This is a genomic window from Flavobacterium hauense (genome assembly GCF_054457175.1).
The window spans coordinates 194,463-219,022 of record NZ_JBTKVX010000003.1 but is presented as its reverse complement, the minus strand read 5'-3'; the positions used below and the strand labels follow the sequence as shown (position 1 = coordinate 219,022).

At 39.3% G+C, this 24,560-nt stretch carries 18 protein-coding genes, 1 tRNA gene, 1 pseudogene and 1 riboswitch; of the genes and pseudogenes, 8 read left to right on the top strand and 12 right to left on the bottom strand.

The window, feature by feature from the left end; all coding sequences use genetic code 11:
• The 5 genes and pseudogenes from ACX0HA_RS03200 to ACX0HA_RS03180 form a co-directional block, all read right to left on the bottom strand.
• A pseudogene (locus ACX0HA_RS03200) lies at positions 1 to 880 on the bottom strand (glycoside hydrolase family 16 protein); the annotation flags it as partial.
• Between the two features lie 4 nt (positions 881 to 884).
• The gene (locus ACX0HA_RS03195) at positions 885 to 2,414 is read right to left on the bottom strand and encodes a hypothetical protein (RefSeq protein WP_458843829.1); all 1,530 of its coding nucleotides are present in this window, start codon (positions 2,412 to 2,414) and stop codon (positions 885 to 887) included.
• A gap of 6 nt (positions 2,415 to 2,420) precedes the next feature.
• Entirely contained in the window at positions 2,421 to 3,917 is a 1,497-nt protein-coding gene (locus tag ACX0HA_RS03190; RefSeq protein WP_458843828.1) for a RagB/SusD family nutrient uptake outer membrane protein, read from the bottom strand.
• Positions 3,918 to 3,920: 3 nt separating this feature from the next.
• Positions 3,921 to 6,980, bottom strand: coding sequence for a SusC/RagA family TonB-linked outer membrane protein (locus ACX0HA_RS03185; protein ID WP_458843827.1), 3,060 nt, complete (start codon positions 6,978 to 6,980; stop codon positions 3,921 to 3,923).
• Positions 6,981 to 7,222: 242 nt separating this feature from the next.
• Positions 7,223 to 10,027 (bottom strand): helix-turn-helix and ligand-binding sensor domain-containing protein, encoded by a 2,805-nt coding sequence (locus ACX0HA_RS03180; RefSeq protein WP_458843826.1) that lies wholly within the window; start codon positions 10,025 to 10,027, stop codon positions 7,223 to 7,225.
• 363 nt (positions 10,028 to 10,390) lie between these two features.
• Here ACX0HA_RS03180 and ACX0HA_RS03175 point away from each other — a divergent pair, with 363 nt between their 5' ends.
• Positions 10,391 to 10,921, top strand: a complete 531-nt coding sequence (locus ACX0HA_RS03175) for a hypothetical protein (protein WP_458843825.1) — start codon at positions 10,391 to 10,393, stop codon at positions 10,919 to 10,921.
• A gap of 50 nt (positions 10,922 to 10,971) precedes the next feature.
• Here the strand turns inward: ACX0HA_RS03175 and ACX0HA_RS03170 are convergent, their stop codons facing one another.
• Complete coding sequence (locus ACX0HA_RS03170; protein ID WP_458843824.1) at positions 10,972 to 11,247, bottom strand: ATP-dependent Clp protease adaptor ClpS; 276 nt, start codon at positions 11,245 to 11,247, stop codon at positions 10,972 to 10,974.
• Between the two features lie 24 nt (positions 11,248 to 11,271).
• Positions 11,272 to 12,105: a 50S ribosomal protein L11 methyltransferase gene (prmA, locus tag ACX0HA_RS03165; protein WP_458843823.1), complete on the bottom strand. Its 834-nt coding sequence runs from the start codon at positions 12,103 to 12,105 to the stop codon at positions 11,272 to 11,274.
• A gap of 182 nt (positions 12,106 to 12,287) precedes the next feature.
• Between prmA and ACX0HA_RS03160 the strand changes: the two genes are divergently transcribed.
• From ACX0HA_RS03160 to ACX0HA_RS03150, 3 genes are all read left to right on the top strand, one after another.
• Complete coding sequence (locus ACX0HA_RS03160) at positions 12,288 to 13,511, top strand: porin (protein ID WP_458843822.1); 1,224 nt, start codon at positions 12,288 to 12,290, stop codon at positions 13,509 to 13,511.
• A 167-nt stretch (positions 13,512 to 13,678) separates the two neighbouring features.
• Positions 13,679 to 15,367 (top strand): T9SS type A sorting domain-containing protein, encoded by a 1,689-nt coding sequence (locus tag ACX0HA_RS03155; RefSeq protein ID WP_458843821.1) that lies wholly within the window; start codon positions 13,679 to 13,681, stop codon positions 15,365 to 15,367.
• 113 nt (positions 15,368 to 15,480) lie between these two features.
• On the top strand, positions 15,481 to 15,948 hold the full coding sequence (locus ACX0HA_RS03150) for a hypothetical protein (protein ID WP_458843820.1): 468 nt from the start codon (positions 15,481 to 15,483) through the stop codon (positions 15,946 to 15,948).
• 8 nt (positions 15,949 to 15,956) lie between these two features.
• Here ACX0HA_RS03150 and ACX0HA_RS03145 read toward each other — a convergent pair whose 3' ends face one another.
• Positions 15,957 to 16,364: a hypothetical protein gene (locus tag ACX0HA_RS03145; protein WP_458843819.1), complete on the bottom strand. Its 408-nt coding sequence runs from the start codon at positions 16,362 to 16,364 to the stop codon at positions 15,957 to 15,959.
• Positions 16,365 to 16,564: 200 nt separating this feature from the next.
• Between ACX0HA_RS03145 and ACX0HA_RS03140 the strand changes: the two genes are divergently transcribed.
• Complete coding sequence (locus tag ACX0HA_RS03140) at positions 16,565 to 18,061, top strand: aminotransferase class V-fold PLP-dependent enzyme (protein ID WP_458843818.1); 1,497 nt, start codon at positions 16,565 to 16,567, stop codon at positions 18,059 to 18,061.
• 62 nt (positions 18,062 to 18,123) lie between these two features.
• On the opposite strand, the gene ACX0HA_RS03135 is transcribed toward ACX0HA_RS03140, so the two are convergent.
• Positions 18,124 to 19,008, bottom strand: a complete 885-nt coding sequence (locus ACX0HA_RS03135; protein ID WP_458843817.1) for a lysophospholipid acyltransferase family protein — start codon at positions 19,006 to 19,008, stop codon at positions 18,124 to 18,126.
• 97 nt (positions 19,009 to 19,105) lie between these two features.
• Between ACX0HA_RS03135 and ACX0HA_RS03130 the strand changes: the two genes are divergently transcribed.
• Entirely contained in the window at positions 19,106 to 19,729 is a 624-nt protein-coding gene (locus ACX0HA_RS03130; RefSeq protein WP_458843831.1) for a rhomboid family intramembrane serine protease, read from the top strand.
• A gap of 56 nt (positions 19,730 to 19,785) precedes the next feature.
• Positions 19,786 to 20,478 carry an SIMPL domain-containing protein gene (locus ACX0HA_RS03125; protein ID WP_458843816.1) on the top strand — a complete coding sequence of 231 codons (693 nt, stop codon included), beginning with the start codon at positions 19,786 to 19,788 and terminating at the stop codon, positions 20,476 to 20,478.
• Between the two features lie 54 nt (positions 20,479 to 20,532).
• Here ACX0HA_RS03125 and ACX0HA_RS03120 read toward each other — a convergent pair whose 3' ends face one another.
• Positions 20,533 to 21,531 (bottom strand): phosphotransferase enzyme family protein, encoded by a 999-nt coding sequence (locus ACX0HA_RS03120; protein WP_458843815.1) that lies wholly within the window; start codon positions 21,529 to 21,531, stop codon positions 20,533 to 20,535.
• 77 nt (positions 21,532 to 21,608) lie between these two features.
• Positions 21,609 to 21,680, top strand: a riboswitch (Fluoride riboswitch).
• 37 nt (positions 21,681 to 21,717) lie between these two features.
• Between ACX0HA_RS03120 and ACX0HA_RS03115 the strand changes: the two genes are divergently transcribed.
• The gene (locus tag ACX0HA_RS03115; RefSeq protein ID WP_458843814.1) at positions 21,718 to 23,001 is read left to right on the top strand and encodes a voltage-gated chloride channel family protein; all 1,284 of its coding nucleotides are present in this window, start codon (positions 21,718 to 21,720) and stop codon (positions 22,999 to 23,001) included.
• A gap of 58 nt (positions 23,002 to 23,059) precedes the next feature.
• Here the strand turns inward: ACX0HA_RS03115 and ACX0HA_RS03110 are convergent.
• Positions 23,060 to 23,140 (bottom strand) — tRNA-Tyr (locus ACX0HA_RS03110).
• Between the two features lie 176 nt (positions 23,141 to 23,316).
• On the bottom strand, positions 23,317 to 24,492 hold the full coding sequence (locus tag ACX0HA_RS03105; protein WP_458843813.1) for a redoxin domain-containing protein: 1,176 nt from the start codon (positions 24,490 to 24,492) through the stop codon (positions 23,317 to 23,319).
• Between the last annotated feature and the right edge of the window lie 68 nt (positions 24,493 to 24,560).

The following is a 24,560-nucleotide window of genomic DNA, read 5'->3' as shown; positions in this document are numbered from 1 at the left end:
CCTGCATTACTACTCTTACATAGAGTTCAGTATCAGTAATCTTCATGATCTCATAGATTACATTAGTACCTATATAGTATCCCATAGTACCGCCGTTAAGGCTCATTGATGTTCCTGTCGTTTTATCAGGAGCTACCAGTGAGGTTGTAGGCATAAGGCTTACCATATAGTCAGCCGATGTGTCATAAGCAAGACACTGATCATCCGGAGCACTGCTACCGCCAACACTGTTGAAGGTCGCATTGAAGAATATATTGCCATCAGTATTAAGTTTAAGTCTCATATTATCGCCATCCTTGGTAAAGACTAACGATTCCTGATAGAAACAAGCCGCCGATCCTGAAGATTTTTCAAAAGGGCCAGCACCATAATACTGAGGTATAGCACCATTATCGGTAGCATCATTAGGGCCTACACCAAGATGTCCTGGTTTAGCGGCAAACCAATACCAGGTTTTGTTTGTGCCTCCGGTTAATTTCTGAACTGTTTCAGGATCTGTAAAGCTGCTGTAAACAGTAACATTTATTGATTTTGTTGTAGGTGCACCACCGCTGCCATAAGCAATTGCGGTTATAACATAAGTATGTGTACCTGTTTTTGTAAAACGCTTTGTAGCCTTGCCCAAAGGTGCGGCTTCGCTTTGAGTACCATCGCTAAATTTAAACTGATAGGTCATTGCGCCTTTAGCGGTAGCAGTAATGTTTACCAGTCCTGAACCATCACCATCGGGGAATTCTGGAGATGAAACGCCTACGATCTCTGCTGTTACCTCCAGTTCTGTCGGGGCATTGATATCGCCAAAGCTAAGGTCTTCTTCCTGGCAGCCACTTACCAATACAAGTACCAGCAGGAATTTTATAATGTTGTTTATCTTTTTCATAATCTTAGTTCGATTGTTTTATATCATCAAAATAATAAGTTGATCCGTCTCCGCTAACACCAAAATTAAAGAACAATGTAACTGTCTGGTAATTTACAGAGCTGTCAATAGCATCTTCATAATCATATGTAAGTTCCTCCCATGCATTAGCAACGGTAGTGTTTACTATTTTTTCCATAAATACCTGATTGTCTCCTGCTTTCTCAATTTTCAGCAATACCGGTATACCTGCCTGCGGCGACCATACTTTTATCTTTAACTTCTTCTGTATGCTAAAGTCGATTGGGGCAACAAGAGGCATAGCTACACCAGCCCATGTTTGTGATCCGTTAGCTTTAAAAAGCTTACCTACACCGGCACTGGTATTAATGCCTGTCTGGTCAGGATTCACGTCAATAGAACCTATTGCATCACCAAAGCTAACTATGTTTGTAGGGCTCTCAAAGTTTAGTGGCAGTGGGTTAATAGAAAGCTTAACATCGTCAAAATAATATGTTTCGCCTGCACCGCTTGTTCCAAAGTTAAAGAACAGTACCAGTTTAGAGAATTCCTGAGTGTCGTCAATGCTACCGTAGTTAAAAGTCAGGGTTTCCCATGCATTAGCAACTGTAGTGTATTGCTGGTTCTCAAAATTGATTCCTGCATTGGCTGCATTTTCTACTTTTAGTATAACCGGTATACCCGCTGCCGGCGACCATACTTTCATGGTAACGCTTTTGTAGGTTACAAAATCCAGTGTCTCGTCAAGCTGAATAGCTGTTCCTCCCCATGTCTCCCCAGCATTTTTAATGTGCTGACCTACTTTAGAGCTTGTATTGATACCCGTAGATTGCGGGTTATCAATTACGCTTGTAGCTGGTCCTCCAAAATCGCTGAAAGTGTATGTAATTGTTGTATTCTCAAAGTCAAGGGGTAGGATAAGCGGGTTAAGGATAGTAACCTCTTTGGTAGCTGTAGTGGTAGCAACACCACCGCTATATGCTACAACAGTAATTGTATATGTCCCAACTCCACTATACACATGGTTTACAGTTTGTCCTTCGTTAAAAGGAACCGGGGTTTCGCCAGCCTCGCCAAAGGTAACTTCAAAAAATGTCTCAAAATCTGCTTTGGCAGTCACATCCATAGCCAGTGAATTTCCTGCTACAGGAGTAGCAATAATTTCAAGGTTTTCAGGAGCCCTGAAGGCTACAGTAAGTTCCTGGGTTGCTTCGCTGCTTTTACCGGTAATGTCATAAGCCACAATCCTTATCTGATAAATGCCTTCGGCATAGGTATGTTGCATACTTTGTCCAATACCAAGCGCTACAGGTTCTACAGCGCCATCGCCATCATACACCTCAAAACGAATGGCACCGTCGGCATTTGGTGTAATGGTCACAAGTCCCGAGTTGTCCTGTGTAATGGTAAACAAGGCAGAGATGTTACTTGCCGGTGCCCCATTATTAACATCATTAAGGCTGTTTTCGTCATCTGAACAGCTAATTGCAAAAGCTGTCAGCATAAACAGTAATAGTATCTTTATATTTTTCATGATCTCTTAGTTTGTATATCCCGGATTTTGTGTCCAGAGGTTATTAGAAAAACGAATTTCCTCAAAAGGGATAGGGAATAGCTCATTTTTATTCTCTTCAAACCCTTCAATAGCATCCTTAGCCTGTTTAGTCCTCACAAGGTCAAAGAAGCGGTGGCCTTCGCCAAATAGTTCTTTTCTTCTCTCGTTAAGGATATCCTGAATAAGGTTAGAAGTACTGGTGATATCATGGCTTGTATTGCCATATGCTCTTCTTATTACCTCATTCACATAACCCATTGCTACACCTGTGTTACCTGCATTAGCATGTGCTTCTGCAGCCATTAGGAGAACATCGGCATAGCGTATTGCACGGTAGTTATTAGGGTTAGTCAGGTTTTTATCCCCTGCAGCTTCATCTCTTCTTGTTCTTGGTATGTATTTTCGGTTAAACAGGCCAGTGTCTTCATGTGCAGGGGCATAAGTACACCCACAGTTAGCCATATTAAGAAGTGTTACAGCAAGACGGTTATCGCCTTCTTCATAAAGCCCTACAGCTTCAGGAACCGGGACGTTGAAGCTAAATCCGGAAGTAAACGAAGGTCCTTCGTAACTCCTTGGACCACTAAATCCTACTGCTACGTTCCCTTCACTACATTGAAGACAGCCAAAACCGGCACCTTCAACATCGGTATATTGTACCTCAAAAACAGATTCAGTACTGTTTTCCTGAGCATCTTCGAATAGGTTAAGATAATCATTACCTTGTTTTAGGGAGAATTTTCCGCTGCCTATCACTATATCAAATATTGCTGCTGCCTGTCCATATTTTTCTGAATGGCCATCGCCAATTGTCGCATGATATAAATATACTTTTCCAAGTAGTGACTGGGCTGCACCTTTTGTTACCCTTCCTACCTGAGGAGCATCTAATGCAAGTTCAGGAATAGCAAGCAATAAATCGTTTTCAATTGCTTCATATACTTCCTCAGCGCTTGACCTTGGTATTGTAAGCTCATCGCCAAGCGCAAATCGTGCGTCACCTTTCATTGGGATGCCACCAAACCATTTTACAAGCTCAAACTGGTAATAGGCACGAAGGAAACGTGCTTCGGCAATAATCTGTGCTTTGCCTTGAAATTCGGTTTTGTCTTTAAATTCAAGGATATAACTTGCGCGGTTAACTCCTGCAAACATCCAGTTCCAAATATCCCTAAGGTTTGAATTTACTGAACTATGTGTCATGTCATCAACCTGTTGCCAACCCACTACGTCATTGGCGTCGGCACCACCGGCAAAGGTATTGTCTGATGCAATCTCGCCAAGTATGGCGTTTACATACGTTGATTGAAGTATGTCATAAGTGGCTATTAACGCTTTGTTGTATTCTTCTTCAGAGTTAAAATAACTGTCTGAACTTATTGAATATGGTATATCTCTCTCGATAAAATCGTCGGTACACGAAACCAATACTGTTGTTGTAAGGCTTAAAGCCAGTATTGCGGTTGTTATTTTTCTTTTCATTTTTTAAAAATTTAGATTTACACCGAATAGATAAGTTCTCGGAATAGGATAGAAACCAAAATCGATTCCTGATGATAGTGGTGCACCACTGCTCGCACCAGGATCATATCCTCTGTATTTGGTGAAAGTATACAGGTTATTTACACCCATGTATAATCTTAATTTAGTGATTCCTGATTTTTTTATGAAATTTTCATTGATGGAGTATCCAAGCTGTACATTTTGTATCCTGCAGTATGAAGCATCTTCAACAAAATAATCTGAGAATACGTTGTTAGCAGTATTACCTGTAGTTACCCTCGGGACTGAGTTGCTTGTTCCCTCACCATGCCATCTTCCTAAAAGATAGTTAGAACGGTTAACATCGGCTGCATCTCTTTCGTAGTTCCTTACCATATCGTTGCCTAAAGAAGCAAAAGCATAGGCAGCAAGATCAAATCCTTTGTAGTTAAGCTGCAGGTTAAAGCCCATTGTTGCATCAGGAATAGGGTCACCAACATTGGTTCTGTCGTTAATATCTACTTTATTATCGCCGTTAACGTCTACATAGCGTATGTCTCCGGGTTGAGGGGCAGTATTATTTACTCCCGTTTGAGGAACGTGAGCATCTATTTCAGCCTGATTCTGGAATATACCATCTGTTTTATAACCATAGAAATAACCTATTGGCTGGCCTACTTCCATTCTTGTCATAGAAGGCTGGCCTACGCCAAAGCTTCCTCCCTCAATGTAGCCAGTACCATTATTCACTTCAAGAACTTCATTTTTCAGGAAAGTAACATTATAACTGGCACGGAAATTAAAGTCATCGCCAATTTTGTCACTGTAAGTTAAAGCAAGCTCAAGACCTTTGTTTTCTACTTTACCAGCATTGATAGCAGGATTTAATCCGCCTGGTCCGTTAGTACCTATGATACCCGAAACAGGAATACCTGGGATGATAAGATCTTTTCTTGTATCTATAAAATAGTCAGCGGTAAATTCAAGTTTATCATTGATAAATCTTAAATCAACACCAACATCAAACTTTCGGGCTTCTTCCCATTTGATATCAGGGTTTGGAAGTGCTCCAATTGCGGCTCCCTGTACCAGCTGGCCATTAAAAAGGTATGTTGCCTCACCATTTAATAACCCTACATATGGATTATCACCAAAACCTGTATCGTTACCTAATGCACCATAACTCGCTCTTAATTTTGCAAAACTTACAGCTTTAGACTGTTTGTAGAATGCTTCATCAGAAATTATCCAACCACCGGTTACCGATGGGAAATACGCCACACGGTTATTTGGGCCAAATCGCGTTGACAAATCCCTTCTTAACATACCCGAAAGCAAATACCTTCCTTTGTAGTCATATTGTAAACGTGCAAAATGTGATAGCCTTCTGTTGTCATAGACATAAGAACCTACAGTTTTAGATTCAGAGAATCCTGTTGTCAGGCTAATGTCGGCAAAGTGTACATCATTATTAGGTACGTCAAAGCCGGTAGCATATAATCCTTCTCCCCAAGATTTATATGCTGTCATACCAAGGGTAAAGGTAAAGTTATGTGCTTCGGCAAACGATTTTTTGTAGTTCGCATAAAGGTCAAAAGAATAATCATTATCCTGGAAAGAGTTCTGGTTTACGCTGCTTCTGGGCGTGTCAAATACTTTTCCTCCATAATTAACCATTTTGTTGAATACCTTTTGTCTTGCATTTTGGGTATTGAAACCGATACGGCCTGTAATGACTAAATCTTTAATGATTTCATAGTCAAGGCCAAATGTACCATTCAGTTTTTTTAAGTTGTAGTCGTTATAGGTGTTTGCTATTTGTGCAAGCGGGTTGATAATTTCTATTCCAAGATTGCTTCCCGGTGCACTTCCTCCTGTAGGTAATACGGTAAAATCTCCATTTGCATCATAAGGAGTGTATATTGATGGTGTATTGATGGCATTAAATAATACAGAGCCTAGTACATTCTCGTTAAGCGAATTCCTGTCAAAAGAAGTATATGTAGCATTTGTATTTAATTTAATCTTGTCAGTAAGGTCAGCGTTAAGTGATAAACGTGCTGTGTTTCTTAAGAAACTCGACTTATTACCGCCAATAATACCTTCCTGGTCAACATGCGAACCACTCACGCTATATGATATTTTTTCTCCACCACCGGAGATCGTCAAATCGTGATTGATTACAGGTACACCTTTATTGAATACTTCATCCTGCCAGTCGGTCCCAACGCCAATACCTGAAACATCAGTAAAAGGCAGTGCTTTACCTCCGTTAGCATACCTTTCGTTTTGCAACAATGCATATTCGGTAGCGTTTAGGAGATTCATTTTTTTAGAAGTTTCCTGGAAACCGGTATACGAGTTGAAAGAAAAAGATGTTTTGCTGTTTTTCTTACCTCTTTTAGTTGTTACCAATATGATACCGTTAGCAGCAATAGTACCATATATAGCTGCCTGAGCATCTTTTAATACAGTAATACTTTCTATATCATTTGGATTCAATAAATTAATGTCTCCCAAATAACCATCTATGATTACTGCAGGGTCGGCATTACCATTTGTACCGATACCCCTTATACGAATACTAAGGTTAGCACCGGGCGCTCCTGATGTGGTTGTTACATTTACACCTGAAACAGTTCCCTGTAAAGCCTGTTCTACCTTAACAGGTTTTAACTGGTCAATTGTTTTGCTGTCTACAACGCCTACAGCACCCGTTATTTCTTTCTTCTTTTGGGTACCATAGCCGATGACAACGACCTCTTCAAGCATTTTAGAATCCTCCTCCAGTTTTACTGTTACATTTGGGCCTGTAACAGTGGCTTCAAGAGGTTTAAAGCCCACAAAGCTAAAGACAAGCACTGCGCCTTTGGGGGCAGCTATGGTATAATTACCATCCATGTCTGTTACTGTTCCTACTGTGGAATTTTTTACCGTGACATTCACACCGGGCATAGGTAATCCGGTTGCCACTTCGCTTACCTTTCCGCTAACTTCTATGTTTTGGGCAAAGCCAAAAGTTGAAATCAGCAAAAAAGCAATCAAGAATAGTTTTGACTTCATATAAAATTGTTTTTTGTGATAATCTAAAATTATATCACAATTAATTATAAAGAATAAAATTAACCCCTACAAAATATATACAATTCGAAATTATTTTGGTTTTGAGGTCGAAATATGGCACAGAGCTACTGTTAACAGCATTTTAAGATAATGTTGCTTTATGTGAAATAGTTACGAAAACCTTGTAAATAGTGGTTTTGTTGAGGTGTTGTATAGGTGAATTTCGTTTTTGTTGTAGTTTGTTATATCGATAGAATGTACTCAACAAGCCCTAATTCATGCGATAATTCCATTTTCTTCCTCAAACGATATCGTTTTATCTCAACACTTCTAACAGATATGTTAAGCAAGGGGGCAATTTCCTTTGACGAAAGGTTGAGTCTCAGGTAAGCACAAAGCCTCAAATCATTTGGCGTAAGCAGGGGATGGGTATTTTTTACTTTTTTCAGGAAGTCCTTATCGGCATTGTTAAAAGCTTCTTTAAACATATCCCAGGTATCATCCTCGTTAATGTTTTTATTTATTGTAGTTATGACCGACTTGACACTGCGTTCATTGCCCTCAGATGTTTTCTTAAGATCATCTTTGATCATGGACAGCAGTTCATTCTTTTTGATGAGATTCATAGTAGAGACGGCAAGTTCCCTGTTCTTGCTTTCAAAATCCTGCTCAAGCTGCTGATTTTTCACTTTCATGAGTTCCTGCTCATTTTCCAGTTCTTTTATTTCCAGGAGCCTATTATTCTCTTCGATAAGTTTTTCTTTTTGCCTGTGGTAGTAATTTTTATAAGCACGGTTTATCATATAGGCGGCAATTGCAAATAGGATCAGGTAAATAAACAATGCCACATTGGTGGCATACCATGGCTTTAATATGGTAAACGAATATTCAGCAATATTAGCCGATATGGAGTTGCCGGTCTTAGCCCTTACTTTAAAGACATAATGCCCCGGAGGCAGATTCTTGAAGTTAGCAGTAGACTTGGTACTCCATTCGCTCCATTCGTCTTGCATGCCTTCTAAAAGGTACTGAAATTCGGCACTCACATATTTGCTGTATTCAGGAACTGTGAAAGAAAAATTAAGGTTGTTTTCCTTGTATTTAAAACTCCCTTCAGTACTGATTGCCCTTGAAACGGCACTTTGGTTAAGGGTATTGATTGCGATATTAGTTATGCTTATATTGTAGGTGTTAAAGCTTAATTCGTTAATATTAAGGGTATAATAACCGTCTGTGGTACCTACAAGGTAAATGCTTGGTGTAATCTGGGTTATGTTTTCAAAGCCAAGCATTGAGTTGGTCAGTGAAGAGGGGATAGATATTATATTATGCTTTAGTTCGGCATTGAGCTTCCCTGCTGAAAAGTAATTGATATAATCTTTTGTAAAGAACCATAGCTTGTCGGAACTGTCGGGTGTAAGCTTACCCGAAGTATACTCATCTTTGGTTAGAACTTTTGAAAGCTGCTCCTGCTTTACAAAATTCCTTGTCTTGGCATCAACCTTAAAGAATCCGTCTTTAGAGGCATAGTAAATATCATTGTTGAATTTGCTAAGGCTGGCATTTTTACCTTTTTCAGGAGATTTGTAAGCAACAAATTTTATGGCTTTTGTAAAGTCTTTATCAGTAACGATCCTGAACACGCCCTTATATTCGTGGCTTATGTAAATATCGTTTTTACCCAGTGTCTCAAAGTAGCGGCTGGAGTAATCGAATCCTTTGATCCAGTTCCTGAATTTCCAGCCTCCTGCACTCTTTTCAAGTACCGATATGCCGTGATAATTACCCTGTAATAGTAAGTTAGCGTTTGTTGGATGCTTTTCGAGTTTCCAGGTACCGGATGCCGAAAATATTTGAGAAGCTCTGTTTGCATTTATGATATAAGTGCCTGAGTCATGCCCGCAAAAGAGGGTATTGTCATAAGTATATAAAGACCAAACCTGTCCTTTTGTGCCGGGAATGAACTTAAAATCCTCATTGGTAGTATAACTTTTATAAAAAAGTCCTTGGTTTGTGCCTATATACAACAGGCCATTATGGAGGATAGAGGTATATACTGTGCCTAAAAAACCGGTATCATCAACAAAACTCTTTACTGCCGACTGCAGGTTGATACAGTTAATACCATTATCAAGCCCTATCCACAGATTCTTATCTTTATCTTCAAATAGTGATAATGCAGTATTATTGCTCAGTCCTTTATTTTGGGTAATATGATATCGTATGCGTCCTTCTTTACTCAGTATAAATATACCATTTGATACCGATCCAAGGGCAAGGCCTCCGTCGCTAAGCATTTGGCCACTATAGATGCTACTGCTTTTAAGTTCGCTGTCAGCTTCTGTTGACCAGTTAGAAACAATACCATTTTTATATTCTAAAAAGCCGTTCAGCTGGGTCTGTATGAGCAGACCTTCGTTTCGGTCGTAGATATTGACGATCTTATTTTTTGTAACAGCAGCATCGGCAGTCAGCAGCTTACTTTTGCCATTTTCTATTTCATACAGTCCGGTTCCAAAGGTTTGATACAGTATTTTACTGTTTACCATAAACACTTTGTTCACGCCTGTTTCTGGCTTTATAATGTTAAACGATTTATTTCTGGTATCATAAACAAATATCTGGCTCAGTGACTGAAAGATTACCCAGTGGTCATATTGGGCAATATTCCAGAACTGTTCGTCATCCAGTATTTTGCTTTTTACCGGTTTGCTCAGTGAATGATATTTTAGTATACCGTCCTTTTGTCTTTCCCAATAGCCAAACTCCATGTAGCAGCCGGTATATATCCTTTTATTTATTACTCTTACCGAGCGTAGGATTGTTTCATTGGGCGACGGATACAGTGTCCATGTCATCCCGTTATATTCAAGCAGGCCTTCGTTGTTGGCAAAATATATAAAACGGTTGCTATCCTGCGATATCATCCAGTTTTGGTTACCCGCATTATAAGTACCGGCATTAAATTTTACTATTGGGGGAAGCTCTTGTGCATGTATTGATAATACGGCAAAAAAGACATATATCGAAAGTAATTTTCGTATCAAGGGTTTGGTTTTTTAGAATAGAATTCTACGAATATACAATTACTGCAAAATAATATAAAGCCACTATACGCAAACGTTGGAGATAAATATGTCGTGAATAGGTATGCTATAGTGTTTTTATTGATACTTATGCAATATTGTGGTCTTGGCTGTTAAAAAAGATGTTAAATGTTTATGTTAAAGGAATAAAAACGGATAATTATTTAAAAACGCTAAGTTGCCTGAATAATAAAGATTTGTGACGTTTTTTACTCTGGCAAGTGAGTTAAAATAAGATTAAATAATTGTTTTTAAAATATTATTAAGAGTATGCAGGCATAGATTTGCCTCACTAACATTTACTTAATTTAAATTTTAAAAGACATGAAAAAGATTAATTTATTTATTTGCTCGCTTGCCATTGCAGGCTTAGGGTTTACATCTTGTAGTGATGACGACAATGAAGGAACAAACAATGATGTAAAGATTGAAGGAACGTATAACCTTGATGAGGTTAATACTGCGGCTGCTACTGACTTCGATCAGGATAACGATTCGCACATTGACCAAATGGAAGAGTCAGACTGTTATGATGGAGGAAGGGTTATCCTGAATTCTGATAATACCTTTGAGTATAAAATTACAGGTATCCTTATTAATGATGGTGTAGCCGGATGCGCACAGACACAAACTGTAACAGGTGTTTACACTGCCGAATCTGCCTCTGATCCTAAAAATGCGTTAATCACGCTAACGTATAATAATAACGGACAAACCGTAACACGCCAGTTTAACAAAGTAGGCGATAAGCTTACATGGAGCGATGCAACGATCATCTCATCATATCCAGACAGAAACGATGATGGTGCTGCTGTTATGGTACCGGGAAGTACTCAGTATGTGTACGAGAAATAATAAGATTAATTGCTATGAAATAAAAATGGATGCCAAACGGCATCCATTTTTTATATGATCTCGGCGCTGAGGCCGGCTTCAAGCAGTTGGGTGCATTGCGGCTTCAGGTCTTTAAATTCGCCTGTCTTAACAGTGCATTTGCCATTGTAGTGAACAATAAGCGAGCATTGTTCGGCTTGTTCTGCCGTATGGCGGCATACCCTGATTAGTGTGTCTATAACGTGGTCAAAAGTATTCACTTCATCATTGTATAACACAATCTCGTTGTTTGCGCCAATGGCTTCTTCAACCAATACCTCTTCTAATACTTTTTCTTTGGTACTCATATTCAAATGCTTAATCTAAAAATGCTAATTTACATATTTTAGCGAAACCCAATTGTTCCTGCTAAATTTTTTTGCAAAGGTAAGCCCTTTTTCAGTACATGAAGCATCAATTGCAGTAATGTCTTCTTCATAGAATCCACTCAGTAGGAGAATCCCGCCTTTGTTCAGGCAGTCAACGTACTGCTGCATATCGTTAAGTAATATGTTACGGTTAATGTTGGCAATGATAACATCATATTGCTTGCCCTTCAACAGTTCAGCATCGCCTTCATAAACAGTTATGTGGTGGCAGTTGTTGCGCTCTGCATTCTCAATAGAGTTCAGGTAGCACCAGTTGTCAATGTCAATTGCGTCGATAGGTTGTGCGCCCTTCATCTCGGCAAGAATAGCAAGAATAGCCGTTCCGCAGCCCATATCAAGGGTTTTTTTGCCTTCAACATCAGTTTCAAGCAGGTGCTGTATCATCATGAAGGTAGTCTCGTGATGCCCGGTGCCAAAACTCATTTTCGGCTCTATAACGATATCATATTTGGCTGCAGTCTTTTCATGGAAAGGAGCACGCACACGACAGGTATCGTCTACATCAATAGGCTCGAAATTTTTTTCCCATTCCTCATTCCAGTTTACCTGTTCGATCTCTTCAAAAGTATATTCGATCCTGAATTCAGGCGATTCCAGAATTTGTATATCATTCAGTATATCTTCGTTCCAGTATTGTTTCTGAATGTAGGCCGATAGTCCGTTTTCGGTTTCGATAAAACTTTCAAAAGGTGTTTCACCCAGTTCTGCGATTAGTATTTCAGAACCTAACTCTTTGGGTTCTACAGTAAAATGATATCCTATATAGATATTTGACATAACCTTAATTTTTTGCAAAGGTAACATTTACGTAACATTGCTTGGTAATAATTAATATTAAGTTTGCGCAAACTTTACAATGCTTCCGTAAAGGCTATTTTTGCCCCCGCTTTAATACGATTATTACGGAGCTTGTATCGTTTTTACGCAAAACACGAACAAATTTTTCAAACAGGTATTAAATGAAAAACATTTTTACGTTACTTATTATCTTTATTGGCCTTAGTGCAGCGGCGCAGGAAACCGTGATCAAAAAGACTACTACCGATAACGACCTTAAGCTTTCTGCACTTCCGTATTATAATTATGGTAAGGGTGTGGGATTAACCTCTCCGGATAGTATTTTCCAGTTCAACATCCGCTTCAGGATGCAGAACCGTGCGACTTACATACAAAATGAGGACGAAGACGGAGCGATAACAGGAGAAATTCGCCGATTAAGGCTTCGTTTTGATGGTTATGTGGGCGATCCACGTTTCATTTATGCTATTCAGCTTTCATTTGCTCCCGGCGATGTAGGCCCTGTTGAACCTGGTGAAAATATTAATATTATCCGTGATGCGGTTGTATTCTATAGGCCTAACAAACGTTGGAACTTTGGTTTTGGGCAGACAAAACTGCCGGGTAACCGCCAGCGTGTGAACTCATCAGGAGGTTTACAGCTTACCGACAGGAGTATCAATAATGCAAGGTTTAATATAGACAGGGACTTTGGTTTTCAGGTGCACCATCAAATAGAAGAATTGAATAAATTCTCTTATGCAATGAGAGGTGCCATAAGTACAGGTGAAGGAAGGAACTCTACCGATAAGCCTGACAATGGACTGGCTTATACAGGAAAATTGGAATTGTATCCGTTAGGGGCGTTTACTAAAGATGGTGCTTTTTTTGAGGGCGACCTTAAAAGAGAGCCTAAGCCTAAATTTATGGTGTCAGGTGCGTACCAGTACAATGACATGGCAAGAAGGACAGGCGGACAGCTTGGGCTTGACCTTTATGACAAGAGAGACATACAGACACTATTATTAGATGGTATGTTTAAATATAATGGCTGGGCTTTTATGACGGCATACATGCAAAGGATGGCTGATAACCCGATTACCGTTAACCCAGACGATGCAACCGATGTAAGGTTCATTGCTACAGGACACGGATTTGATTATGAGTTGAGTTACCTTTTTCCTTCAAACTATGAGCTGATAGGCCGTGTATCAACACAAAAAACAGATAAGGATATTGCCATGCTGGCTCCGGATGCTAACCAGTATACCCTGGGTGTAACCAAATATATATGGGAGCACGCCTTTAAGGCACAGCTTGAATTTACGTATGATCAGCTGAACTATTTTGACAATACCACTAAACATAATTATTATGTACGTTTCCAGGTGGAGATAGGTATATAATTTGATTATATATAAAGAATCCTGCTTCGGCAGGTTTTTTTATATAGCTATGTTACCACAAAATCAACTGAATGTTTCGGGGGTTAAGAAATTGTCAAATACCTGATAAGCAGTTATAAGGTGCTGAATGTTAAGTATTTTTGGCATGCGAAAATAAGCACATAATTATGATCAAAAAACTACGCCAACTCTTTTCTTTACTGGCTTTTGCTGGCTTTTGCTTTACAGTACAGGCTCAAACTACAATCCTCGACCAGACATTATTAACCCTGAATAGTTATACCAGCTTTACTACTTATAGTGTTGCAGGATCTGAAACCTGGAATTTTAATCCTCTGTATGGTGCCGTTTGCAGCGGATATGCAGGTGGACAGAATTATCAGAACGAAGACTGGCTTATCAGTCCGGCTATGAATCTTTCGCAGGCACAAAATGTAAAGCTTAGCTTTAGCCATACCCGCGGTACTTCTGCGGTAATGAATGTTGGTGTATCACAAGGGTGGTACAAGGCATTTGCCACAGCTAATTATACGGGAAATCCTGCTACTACCCAATGGGTTGAGCTTACAGGGCTTAACCAAAATATTCCGACTGCATGGCAGTTTATATCTTCCGGCGAACTTACAATTCCGGCATCGGCAAAATCGGCAACGTCGCGCATAGCTTTTAGATACAAAAGCAGCAATACCCAAAGCGCCATGTGGGAAGTAAAAGATGTAAAAGTTATAGCCGGTCCGGGCGGTACTAATCCCGGTAACACCACCGCTTTAAAAGTTACCAACTGGAATACGGAATGGCTTGGCTGTTCTGCAGAATCTCCGTGGGATGATGAAGCGCAGATAAATAACGTAGCTTCGGCGATGACAATCATGGATTCTGATGTTTATTGTATCCAGGAAGTTTCAAATACAACTACAAACCCTACTATCCAGACACTGGTATCGCTTTTGGGGAGCACCGAGTGGGGAGGGGCTATTGTACCGACTAACACAGGCGAGTGTAACCAAAGACAGGCCATTATCTATAAAAAATCAAAAGTACAGCTTGTTAACTCTGTTGAGTTAAGCAACGGAAGCTCGGCACAGGGTAATTCATATTCTTACAACTGGTCAAGCGGGCGTTTTCCTGCCTTATATAATATAAACGTGGTTGTTGGCAACGGATTGGTTCCTGTGTCACTGATAAACATCCACGCAAAGTCGGAAGATAATAACGCGATGTCTTACACACGCAGGAAGGGAGCTTCTGAAGGGCTGAAAATGATGATGGACGGATCTAACTACAACACAAAGAACCTTATAATTATTGGGGATTTTAACGATTACCTGGTTGGGACAACAAGTGATGCATGTCAGTGTACCACTTCGCCATATAAGAACTTTATTGACGATACAGTCAACTACAATGGTATTACGAAAAACATGACAGATGTAAATACCAATTGGGGTGTTCATCCGCTTATCGAGAATATGATAATTTCTAACGAACTTTCAGCAAACTACGTTGCTAACAGCGCTAAACAGGAAGTAGAAATATCTTATGTATTTGATGATTATTATGATACGACCTCTAACCACTTGCCGGTAAGTGCAAGATTTGAATTTGCAACGCTTGATAATCCTGATTTTACCTTTGAAGCAAATACATGGATAATTTATCCTAACCCCGCAAAAAATGAACTGAATATAAAGATCAGTGATAATATGGACCATGCAACTCCTGTAATCTATGACCTTACAGGCAGACAGATGTTTTGCGAAAGATTGAGTGATACAAGTTTTGATGTAAGCAAATTGCCAGCGGGCATTTACATCGTAAAAGTGGGCAGCGAAAGCAAAAAGTTCATAAAAGAGTAATCTGACTGTTCTAAAAATATAAGTTACAAAATCCTGCTTCGGCAGGTTTTTTTATTAATATCGGGCTCTATTCAAATGAATAGTACTATTTTAGTTTTTTTAATATTTCAATTATGTCAAAATATGCTTTGATCTTGCTTTTTTTGCTTTTTACTAAAGTTGGGTATTCTCAAACCAATTCATTAACTGGTAAATGGAAAATTGTTATGGTTGATAATGGGGAGGTCAGCTATAATTTCAAAACAGACTCTATTTCTATTTTATCTGATGATTTAAAACAAATGTACAAAGATGAATCAAAAATAGCCGTTCTAAAACAGAATGTAAAAATGTTATATGGTAACTCTGTTTTTGAATTTAGTAAAGGTGAACTTTTAAAAATGGAATTAATGTCAGGGTTTGTAATAGACGCGAAATATAAAAATGATGTGAAGCGTAATGTAATTATTGTAAATAGTAAAAACTCACTTAACGAAATAGTAGTTGATGAATTACCTTATACATTGAAGGAAGACAAGCTTTATCTAAATTTAAATTTTACAGAAACGCCTGCTTCTCTTATTCTGGAAAAGACTGAGTGAGTTTTAATTCAATCATTTTTGATGTTAGGAACCTGTTTTAAGCGCAATCTGATAATTATTGCAGCAATGCCGCATCCTGCTAAACTTGCGTAGATATCCGCAACGTCCACAGTTTGGGTAGGTATAAAATTTTGAATTACCTCTCCTGTGATAAGTATCGCCATAACAAAAATAACTGATGCTGTTATTTTAGAACTAGTAGCATAAGTTATCCAAAACATTAAGGTAATTGCAGCAAAAAAATTTGGTGCCACTCCAAGAAAATACTTTGCAGACTCATTATCGCTCTTTAAAAACCACCTGAATGGTCCTTTAAATGCTATCCAGACTACAAAAAACAAAATAGTCATGTGTAGGTAAAATTTGTCCCGATGTAGCGACAAATATTTTTTTAGAGTTAGTAAAAATTCATTCATTGATAATTTTTATTTGCTTACTTGAATTAGCAGGACATCTTTCCCTTTTCAAATTTACCCGAAAAATAATTATAAAAAACTACTGTAAACAGCTTGCGATGTAATTCTAATAAAACAATGTAAAAATGTTATACAATGAAGAATATTCAGTTATATCGTTTTCTTTTTAATAAATTTGCAACGTTAATAGTCAATTTAATATGTTACAGACAGCCGAGAAAACGCTTACAGGAGAATTAGAGCAATATTTCCAGAAATTCAGGAACAATATTGTAGGTATAGGGCAGGAGTTCGTTTCGCCATTTGGCAAACAGGAAATCGTTTATACCGACTGGACTGCCAGCGGAAGGCTGTACCGACCTATTGAAGATAAGTTACTAAACGATTTTGGTCCTTTTGTGGCTAATACCCATACCGAAACCACGGTTTCGGGAACGGCTATGACCAATGCCTACCATGAGGCACGCCATATCATCAAGCATCATGTAAACGCCAGTGCCGATGATGTACTTATTACCGATGGTACAGGTATGACTGGTGTGGTAAATAAATTCCAGCGTATATTAGGACTTAAGGTTCCTGAGAACCTGAAAGCATTTACCAATATTCCTGAAGAGAAAAAGCCGGTCGTGTTCGTTTCTCATATGGAGCACCATTCCAATCAGACATCATGGCTGGAGACTATTGCTAAAGTGGTACTTATCCCGGCTTGCCCTGAAGGGCTTATTTGCCTGGACAGCTTTAAGCAATTGCTTGAAGAACATAAAGACTATACCTTAAAGATTGCTTCGGTTACAGCGTGTTCTAATGTAACGGGTATAAAAACCCCTTATCACGAAATCGCTAAACTGGTACACCAGTACAACGGTGTTTGCTTTGTAGATTTTGCCTGCTCGGCGCCTTATGTAAAAATCGACATGCATCCTGCCGACAGCGAAGCTTACCTTGATGCGATATTTTTCTCTCCGCACAAATTCCTTGGCGGTCCCGGTACATCAGGAGTGCTGATATTCAACAAAAAACTATACAAGAACATGGTCCCTGACCATCCAGGAGGAGGAACGGTAAGCTGGACCAATCCGTGGGGTGAGCACAAATACCTTGATAACATCGAAGAGCGTGAAGACGGTGGTACACCGGGCTTTCTTCAGGTGATAAAAACAGCCCTTGCCGTTAAGCTTAAAGAGCAGATGGGGGTAGACAATATCCTGCAAAGAGAAAAAGAGATCGTAGATTACGTTTTTGATTTCCTTGGAAATGTACCTAACCTAAACATACTTGCGCCACAGCACAGAAACAGGCTTGGGGTAATATCTTTTTATATTAATGATTTGCACTTTAACCTCGGCGTTAAAATGCTTAACGACAGGTTTGGTATCCAGACCCGTGGCGGATGCAGCTGTGCCGGTACCTACGGTCACTACCTGCTGCATGTAGACCAGGAGCAGTCAAATTACCTTACAGAGAAGATTACTTCGGGCGACCTGATCCAAAAACCGGGATGGATTAGGATGTCAATTCACCCTACAACCACTAATGCCGAAATACAATACGTTTGCGAAAGTATTAAAGCAATGGCAGAGAACTTTAGCGAATGGTCTAAAGATTACAACTACAACAATAAAAGCAACGAATTTACTCACGTAAATGCTACCAATGCAGATCATGACAGGATAAAAGAATGGTTTACGCTTTAACGGAATCTGATAAATAAACAAAACGCCCCTGAGTATTCAGGGGCGTTTTTTGTTGTACTATTTTAAGCAGGGTCATTCCTGCGGTGCTTAAAGCGTTTGTGCGTCCATAAATAATATTCAGGGGCTTCGAGTATCTGCTGTTCAAGCATTTTCATGAAGCTGTCACTTATTTCATAGTTAGGAATTTCCCGTATATCGCCATCTACACCTACAAAGGTGCATTTATAATGTCCGCGCGATGTTTTGTCTACCCTGGCAAAAATCATGTTCATGCCTATTTTTTTTGCGAGCATTTCGCCACCTACGTGAATGGGAACCTCCATCCCAAAAAAATTGCCCCAGTGTATCGTGCTGCTTAGTTTGGGTGATTGATCGCTGATGAATCCATAAAAACCTAAAATGCCGTTACGTTCGTTCTGCCTCATTGACGGGATGGTCTGTCTTACGCCTATAAGTTCAGCATTAAACTTACCCCGCATTTTTTTTACGAGCTTATCAAAGTATTTGTTTCTAATGACTTTATAGATGCCAAAGCCTTTGTGTGTCTTAAAGAACTTGTTCATATACAGCAGCCATTCATAGCTGCCATAGTGCCCCAACAGCATTACCACGCTTTTACCTTTTGCTTCATATTCGTGTACAAGTTCGTAATTGGTAAAGACAAAGCGTTTTTTTAGCTCTTTATCGCTTATGCTGAGGCTTTTTGCCATCTCAAAAAAGTTGTCGGTAAAATGATGGTAAAATTTCTTCTCAACATCTTTGCGCTCTTCAGGGCTAAGGTGCCTTAAAGTAAGGGCAAGGTTCAGGCGTACGGTTTTTTTACGGTAGCCAATGATATGGTAGACTATTACATAGCAGATATCCGAAAAAAAATAAAGAACCCTGAACGGGAGTATGGATATAAACCAGATAAAAGGATAAGCCAGGATATACGCTAAAAGCTGCATTCTGTTTTTTTATACAAATATACGATTTAAGTTTGTTAAGGTGTTTCTTATAGAATTCAGAATGACTAAATTTACACTTAAAATTTTAGATATGAATTTGCCTCTTGTCCTTATCGTAATAATTGCCATAAATGCTATAGTAAGCTATAAAGGTTTTAACGATATATCTTTTTTCCGGAAATATGAATTCCATATTGGTAGCATAAGGGCAGGAGAACAGTACCGCATGTTTACATCGGCTTTTCTTCATGCCGACTGGATGCATCTGGGTTTTAATATGCTAACGTTATACTTTTTTGCACCGGTTGTAATTGGTAATGTGGGAGTACTAGGCTTTTTGCTGGTTTATTTTGCAAGTTTAATTTGCGGGAGCCTGCTAACATTGTCGTTCCATAAAAATGAACCCTCTTACAGGGCTATAGGAGCATCGGGAGCTGTGATGGGTGTACTGTTCTCTTCCATACTCATTTATCCTGATATGGAGATTAATTTCATGCCGGCTTATATTTTTGGAATACTTTATTTGCTTATTACCATTTATGGCATGAAAACGAAGGCGGGTAACATTGGGCACACGGCACACTTTGGCGGGGCTATCGGCGGATTTTTAATTACGCTGGCACGTATGCCATATATTTTGCAGGATAACACTATGGTAGTGATATTGTTGGCTGTTCCGATAGTGGTTATGGTCATTATGGCAAAAGCAGGAAAACTTTAACCGATAAAAAACTGGCACGTAATTTGAATTTCTTACAGAAAATAAAATCAATCATTATGAAAAGAATTGCATTAGTAGTATTTGTGTTTGTAACAACTTTAGCGGGAGCGCAGGTAACACAACAAAATCAGCAGCCGCTGATCAACGTATCGGGAGAAGGAAAAATCATGGTAACGCCAGACAGGGCAGATATCACCATAGGTGTAGAAAATGTGGGATCAGATGCCACAGATGTAAAGAAAAAGAATGATGCTACCATAGATGCAGTGATCAAGTATCTGAAAAGTATCAAACTTCCTGCTGAGGATTACCAGACACAAAGAGTAAACCTTTACAGGAACTATGATTCCAGCAAGAAAAAATATAGCTTCACGGCTTCGCAGACTATTGTTATTCACCTGAAAGACCTGTCTAAATATGACAGTATGATGATGGGGCTTGTAGATGCCGGCGTAAACAATATACAGGGTGTGGAGTTTAAAACTTCAAAACTGGCACAATATGAGTCAGAAGCACGCGTTAAAGCTGTAGCATCGGCCAAACAAAAGGCTAATGACTATGCAGGCGCACTGAACCAGAAAATTGGAAAAGCAGTAACTGTTTCTGATAATACACAAACATATTATCCAAGAGCTATGGCAGCGATGAAATTTTCTGATATGGAAAGTGCCGATATGCCTAAAGAAACGTTGGCAATAGGTGAGATAACCGTAACGGCCAATGTGAACATAAGCTTTGAGTTGAATTAATCTTTAGTATATTTAAATTGAAAGAGCCCCATGCATTGCATGGGGCTTTGTTTTTTAGGCTATAAAGGGTTCGTAGTCCATCCATTTCTTTAAGATGGCCACACGTTCTTTTATAAAACGTTCGGTGTAGAAATTATTCGACCAGTCGTCGAAGTTCTCATGCTGAAAGCCGAAATAGAACATCCAGAATCCAAAACCAAACCACTTCATGTTATTAATTTCAAGATCGCTTACTGGCCTTACTTTTCTATAGCTGTCAAGGAATATCCTAAAGCAGCTGTCGGCATCTTCACGGCTTCGTTTTCCTAAGGATACATCAAAAAAGTAATGGATGTAAAAAGTGGTGATGTCATAAATTAAATGTCCTTTCCCTGCAAAATCAAAATCGAAAAATGTTAGTTTATCTCCTGAAAAGTGAAAATTCTTTGGAAGGAAGTCAAACTGGCAGTAGCCTGTGGAGAATGTATCAAGAGGCAGTTTTTCAAGTTGCGTTATGGCGATGTTCACAAGTTCAGTAGCAATGACATATTCTTCGGGCATATTATTAAAGGCAGGTTCTACTATGCGCAAAGGGTTGCGGAGCGTTGTATCTATATTAAATTCCGGCCTTCTGTAATCCAGATTTATGGTAGCAGATACATTATGAAATTTTGCCATTTCCCTTCCTAAGGTTTCCAACTGGTTGCTGCTGAGGTTATATTCCGGCTCACCTTCAGCATAAATAAAAAGCATCCCGAAGCGTTCACCCTCTGCTGTTGAAAACGGCGTAAGCATATCTCCTTTAATGCTGGGTAAGGTATAAGCAATATTTACTCCGCTTTCTTTTAAAAGCCTTAGCAGTTGAGCTTCTCCTCTTATTGCTTCTTCGTTACGATGACTGCTTCGGTATATTTTGAATATGTATTTGTTGTCAGCTGTCTCAACAATGTACGTATCACTAACGTTATGAATCAGTAAGCTGCATGATGTTACAGGTAGCTTGTAGTTGTCGGCAATATAATCGCCGACGGCAGTTGCCTTCAATAGAGAGTATTGTGTTGGGAAGATGCTCATGGTTGGGAAGATTTAGAAAACGGGAGGCAAATATAAAACAATCAGGTCCTGTTATATAATTAAAACTTATATTTGTACTATAATATGGCAATGATGTCTGCCTTGAACCGCTACAAAACTATTTTGGAGCTGATGACGTCTGTTAATGGCTAATGCCACAATAGATGTATTTAATTAATTCAAGGTATGAAAACTTTTAACTTCAAAAAAAGCATTGCTCACATTTCCCAAATCACTTATTTCTCCTATGTAATCAAATGGCTGCTGTTATCGGTTGTTATTGGCGCAATAACAGGGTCAGTTTCAGCTTTTTTTCTTACCTCATTAAACTGGGTGACCAACTGGCGTGAAAGCCATCTCTGGGTCATTGCCCTGCTTCCGCTTGGAGGGCTTGCTATTGGGCTGATGTACCATTATTGGGGTAGCAGTGTGGTAAAAGGTAATAACCTGCTATTAGAAGAAGTACATTCTCCTAAAAAGATCATTCCCTTCAGGATGGCACCGTTGGTACTTCTCGGTACACTTATAACGCATTTCTTTGGAGGTTCGGCAGGGCGGGAGGGAACTGCCGTGCAGATGGGAGGCGCAATTGCCGACCAGTTTACCCGTTTTTTAAAACTGAATGAAAACGATAGAAAAATAATCCTGATAATGGGTATCAGTGCCGGTTTTGCTTCTGTTTTCGGGACGCCCCTGGCGGGAGCCATTTTTGCCGTTGAAGTTATGGATTTGGGACGATTCAGGTATAAAGCCATACTGCCAGGTCTTTTAGTTGCTTATATTGCCGATTATAGCTGTAAAGCATGGGGTGTTGGTCATACGTACTACAGTATACCTTCAGTTCCGGATATTACTCCTAATGTACTCTTGTGGGTTGTCATTTCAGGGATATTGTTTGGACTCACAGCATTGTTATTTTCTAAGACAGTTCATTTTTTCACAAAGCTTTTCAGGAATGCAATAGGTTATCCGCCTTTAAGGCCTTTTATCGGAGGGATATTTATAGCCTTATCCGTATGGGGATTGGGTACTACTGATTATATAGGCTTAGGAATACCTGTTATTGTAGATGCTTTTAGTGAAAATCTCCCGGTGTATGCTTTTATGCTGAAGCTCTTTTTTACCACATTTACGCTCGGTGCCGGTTTTAAAGGAGGTGAGGTAACACCGTTGTTTTTTATAGGGGCTGCCCTTGGTAATGCATTATTCCTGGTTTTTCCGTTACCAATGGCGCTATTGGCAGGTATGGGCTTTGTTGCGGTATTTTCAGGGGCCACTAATACCCCGATTGCCTGTACACTTATGGGAATCGAACTCTTTGGGATTGAGAGTGGAATATATATAGGCCTTGCCTGTTGCGTTGCTTATTTTTTTTCGGGATATACAGGCATATATACCTCGCAGATTATTGGTGGTGCCAAACACAGGTTATATAGCAGGATAAAGAGAAGAAACCTCGAAGAGCTATAGTGTAAAAGGAACGATTTGGCATAAAATAAAAAAACCACTAATTGCTTAGTGGTTTTCGTGGGGAGAGAAGGATTCGAACCTTCGAAGGTTTCCCAACGGATTTACAGTCCGTCCTCGTTGGCCGCTTGAGTATCTCCCCATGCATTCAAAAACGTATTAGGTTCTCGGCCATTGCGGTGCAAATATAGGACTGTTTTTTAAGTAAACAAACATATTTGCGGGTAATTTCATAACTATTTTTTAAAGCGCTGTAACCTAAATAAATAAAAAAATCTCCCGAAGGAGATTTTTTAAAATACATGCTTATATGCAGGTTTATTTGGCAAGAAGCTCGGCTACTTTAGCCTTTAATTCTGCGCCTCTAAGGTCTTTTGCAACAATTTTTCCGCTTGCGTCAAGCACAAAAGTTGCAGGTATAGACTCTACACCATATTGTTTTGCAATAGGCTCATCCCAAAACATCAGGTTAGATACGTGGCTCCAGGTAAGATTGTCGGCAGTTATAGCCTGTTTCCAACTGTCAGCATCCTTATCTAATGACACACCAATGATGTTTAGTCCTTTTGCGTGATATTCTTTATACATGGCTACAACATTAGGGTTTTCCATACGGCACGGTTTGCACCATGAAGCCCAGAAATCAATGATAGTAACTTTTCCCATAGCTTCTTTTAAAGAAAGCTTTTTTCCGGCAGGAGTATTAGCGCTGAATGCAGGGGCCGTAGAGCCTGGTTCAGCACTACTCTTTCCCGGCGCTTCAGCCGGCGCTGCAGATGTAGGAGTTGGTGCAGGGATAGGCACTTCACCATAAGCTTTGGCAAGTTCTTTACCTTTTTCAGTTTTTTTCAATTCCGGATCCAGGCTTTCATATAGTTTTTTTGCCTCTTCAGGAGATTTTCCGCCTGCCATCTGACCAATTAGGAAAATGTTGATAAATGCTTTTGGATTAGCTTTGATAAAATCAGTATCAAAAGTTTCTCTTTTCTTTTTGATCGCTTTGTAATCGTTGTTTAGCTTTTCCATAGTTGCCTGATCCTGTTTCTGGAAAGCAGCCATGTAAGCGTCTTTGTTTTTATCTCTGAAAGCTTTTTCTTCTTTATCAAATGGTTTTGTGCTTTCTATATATTTAGTAAGCATATCATTGTTGTATGTACCTGTTGTTTTTGATTTATGCAGGCTGTCTTTGTCCATTTCAACTTCGATTGAGCCATGCTCAAGAACAAGGTTGATCTTTTGGTCAGTTTTTCCTTCAATTGCGATAAAGTGAAAATCAGGTTCTTTTACTGTTCCTTTGAATGTAAATTTGCCATTCTCCACTTTTGCTGTATCGATAGCTTTAAATCCGGTTGCAGGATCTTGTTTTTCAAGGAATAGGTTTTTGCCGTTTAGCGAAGGGTCAACTGTACCTGTAATTTCAAACTCATTGTCTGCCAGGTTTTTGCAAGACATCACGAATGCTGAAGCTGCAAGCACGAAAAGAATTTTTTTCATATTTGTTTCTAGGTTTTTATAAAGTGTAAAAGTATTTAAAAAAAGGTGTAACACTGTTACACCTTAAA

Bases quoted from the DNA above. Each gene is read 5' to 3' on its own strand.
- ACX0HA_RS03160 (WP_458843822.1), top strand. From the start codon at position 12,288: ATGAAAAACATTTTTACGTTACTTATTATCTTTATTGGCCTTAGTGCA.
- ACX0HA_RS03170 (WP_458843824.1), bottom strand. From the start codon at position 11,247: ATGAGTACCAAAGAAAAAGTATTAGAAGAGGTATTGGTTGAAGAAGCC.
- ACX0HA_RS03190 (WP_458843828.1), bottom strand. From the start codon at position 3,917: ATGAAAAGAAAAATAACAACCGCAATACTGGCTTTAAGCCTTACAACA.
- ACX0HA_RS03175 (WP_458843825.1), top strand. From the start codon at position 10,391: ATGAAAAAGATTAATTTATTTATTTGCTCGCTTGCCATTGCAGGCTTA.
- ACX0HA_RS03105 (WP_458843813.1), bottom strand. From the start codon at position 24,492: ATGAAAAAAATTCTTTTCGTGCTTGCAGCTTCAGCATTCGTGATGTCT.
- ACX0HA_RS03115 (WP_458843814.1), top strand. From the start codon at position 21,718: ATGAAAACTTTTAACTTCAAAAAAAGCATTGCTCACATTTCCCAAATC.
- prmA (WP_458843823.1), bottom strand. From the start codon at position 12,105: ATGTCAAATATCTATATAGGATATCATTTTACTGTAGAACCCAAAGAG.
- ACX0HA_RS03125 (WP_458843816.1), top strand. From the start codon at position 19,786: ATGAAAAGAATTGCATTAGTAGTATTTGTGTTTGTAACAACTTTAGCG.
- ACX0HA_RS03135 (WP_458843817.1), bottom strand. From the start codon at position 19,008: ATGCAGCTTTTAGCGTATATCCTGGCTTATCCTTTTATCTGGTTTATA.
- ACX0HA_RS03195 (WP_458843829.1), bottom strand. From the start codon at position 2,414: ATGAAAAATATAAAGATACTATTACTGTTTATGCTGACAGCTTTTGCA.
- ACX0HA_RS03185 (WP_458843827.1), bottom strand. From the start codon at position 6,980: ATGAAGTCAAAACTATTCTTGATTGCTTTTTTGCTGATTTCAACTTTT.
- ACX0HA_RS03155 (WP_458843821.1), top strand. From the start codon at position 13,679: ATGATCAAAAAACTACGCCAACTCTTTTCTTTACTGGCTTTTGCTGGC.
- ACX0HA_RS03150 (WP_458843820.1), top strand. From the start codon at position 15,481: ATGTCAAAATATGCTTTGATCTTGCTTTTTTTGCTTTTTACTAAAGTT.
- ACX0HA_RS03140 (WP_458843818.1), top strand. From the start codon at position 16,565: ATGTTACAGACAGCCGAGAAAACGCTTACAGGAGAATTAGAGCAATAT.
- ACX0HA_RS03120 (WP_458843815.1), bottom strand. From the start codon at position 21,531: ATGAGCATCTTCCCAACACAATACTCTCTATTGAAGGCAACTGCCGTC.
- ACX0HA_RS03145 (WP_458843819.1), bottom strand. From the start codon at position 16,364: ATGAATGAATTTTTACTAACTCTAAAAAAATATTTGTCGCTACATCGG.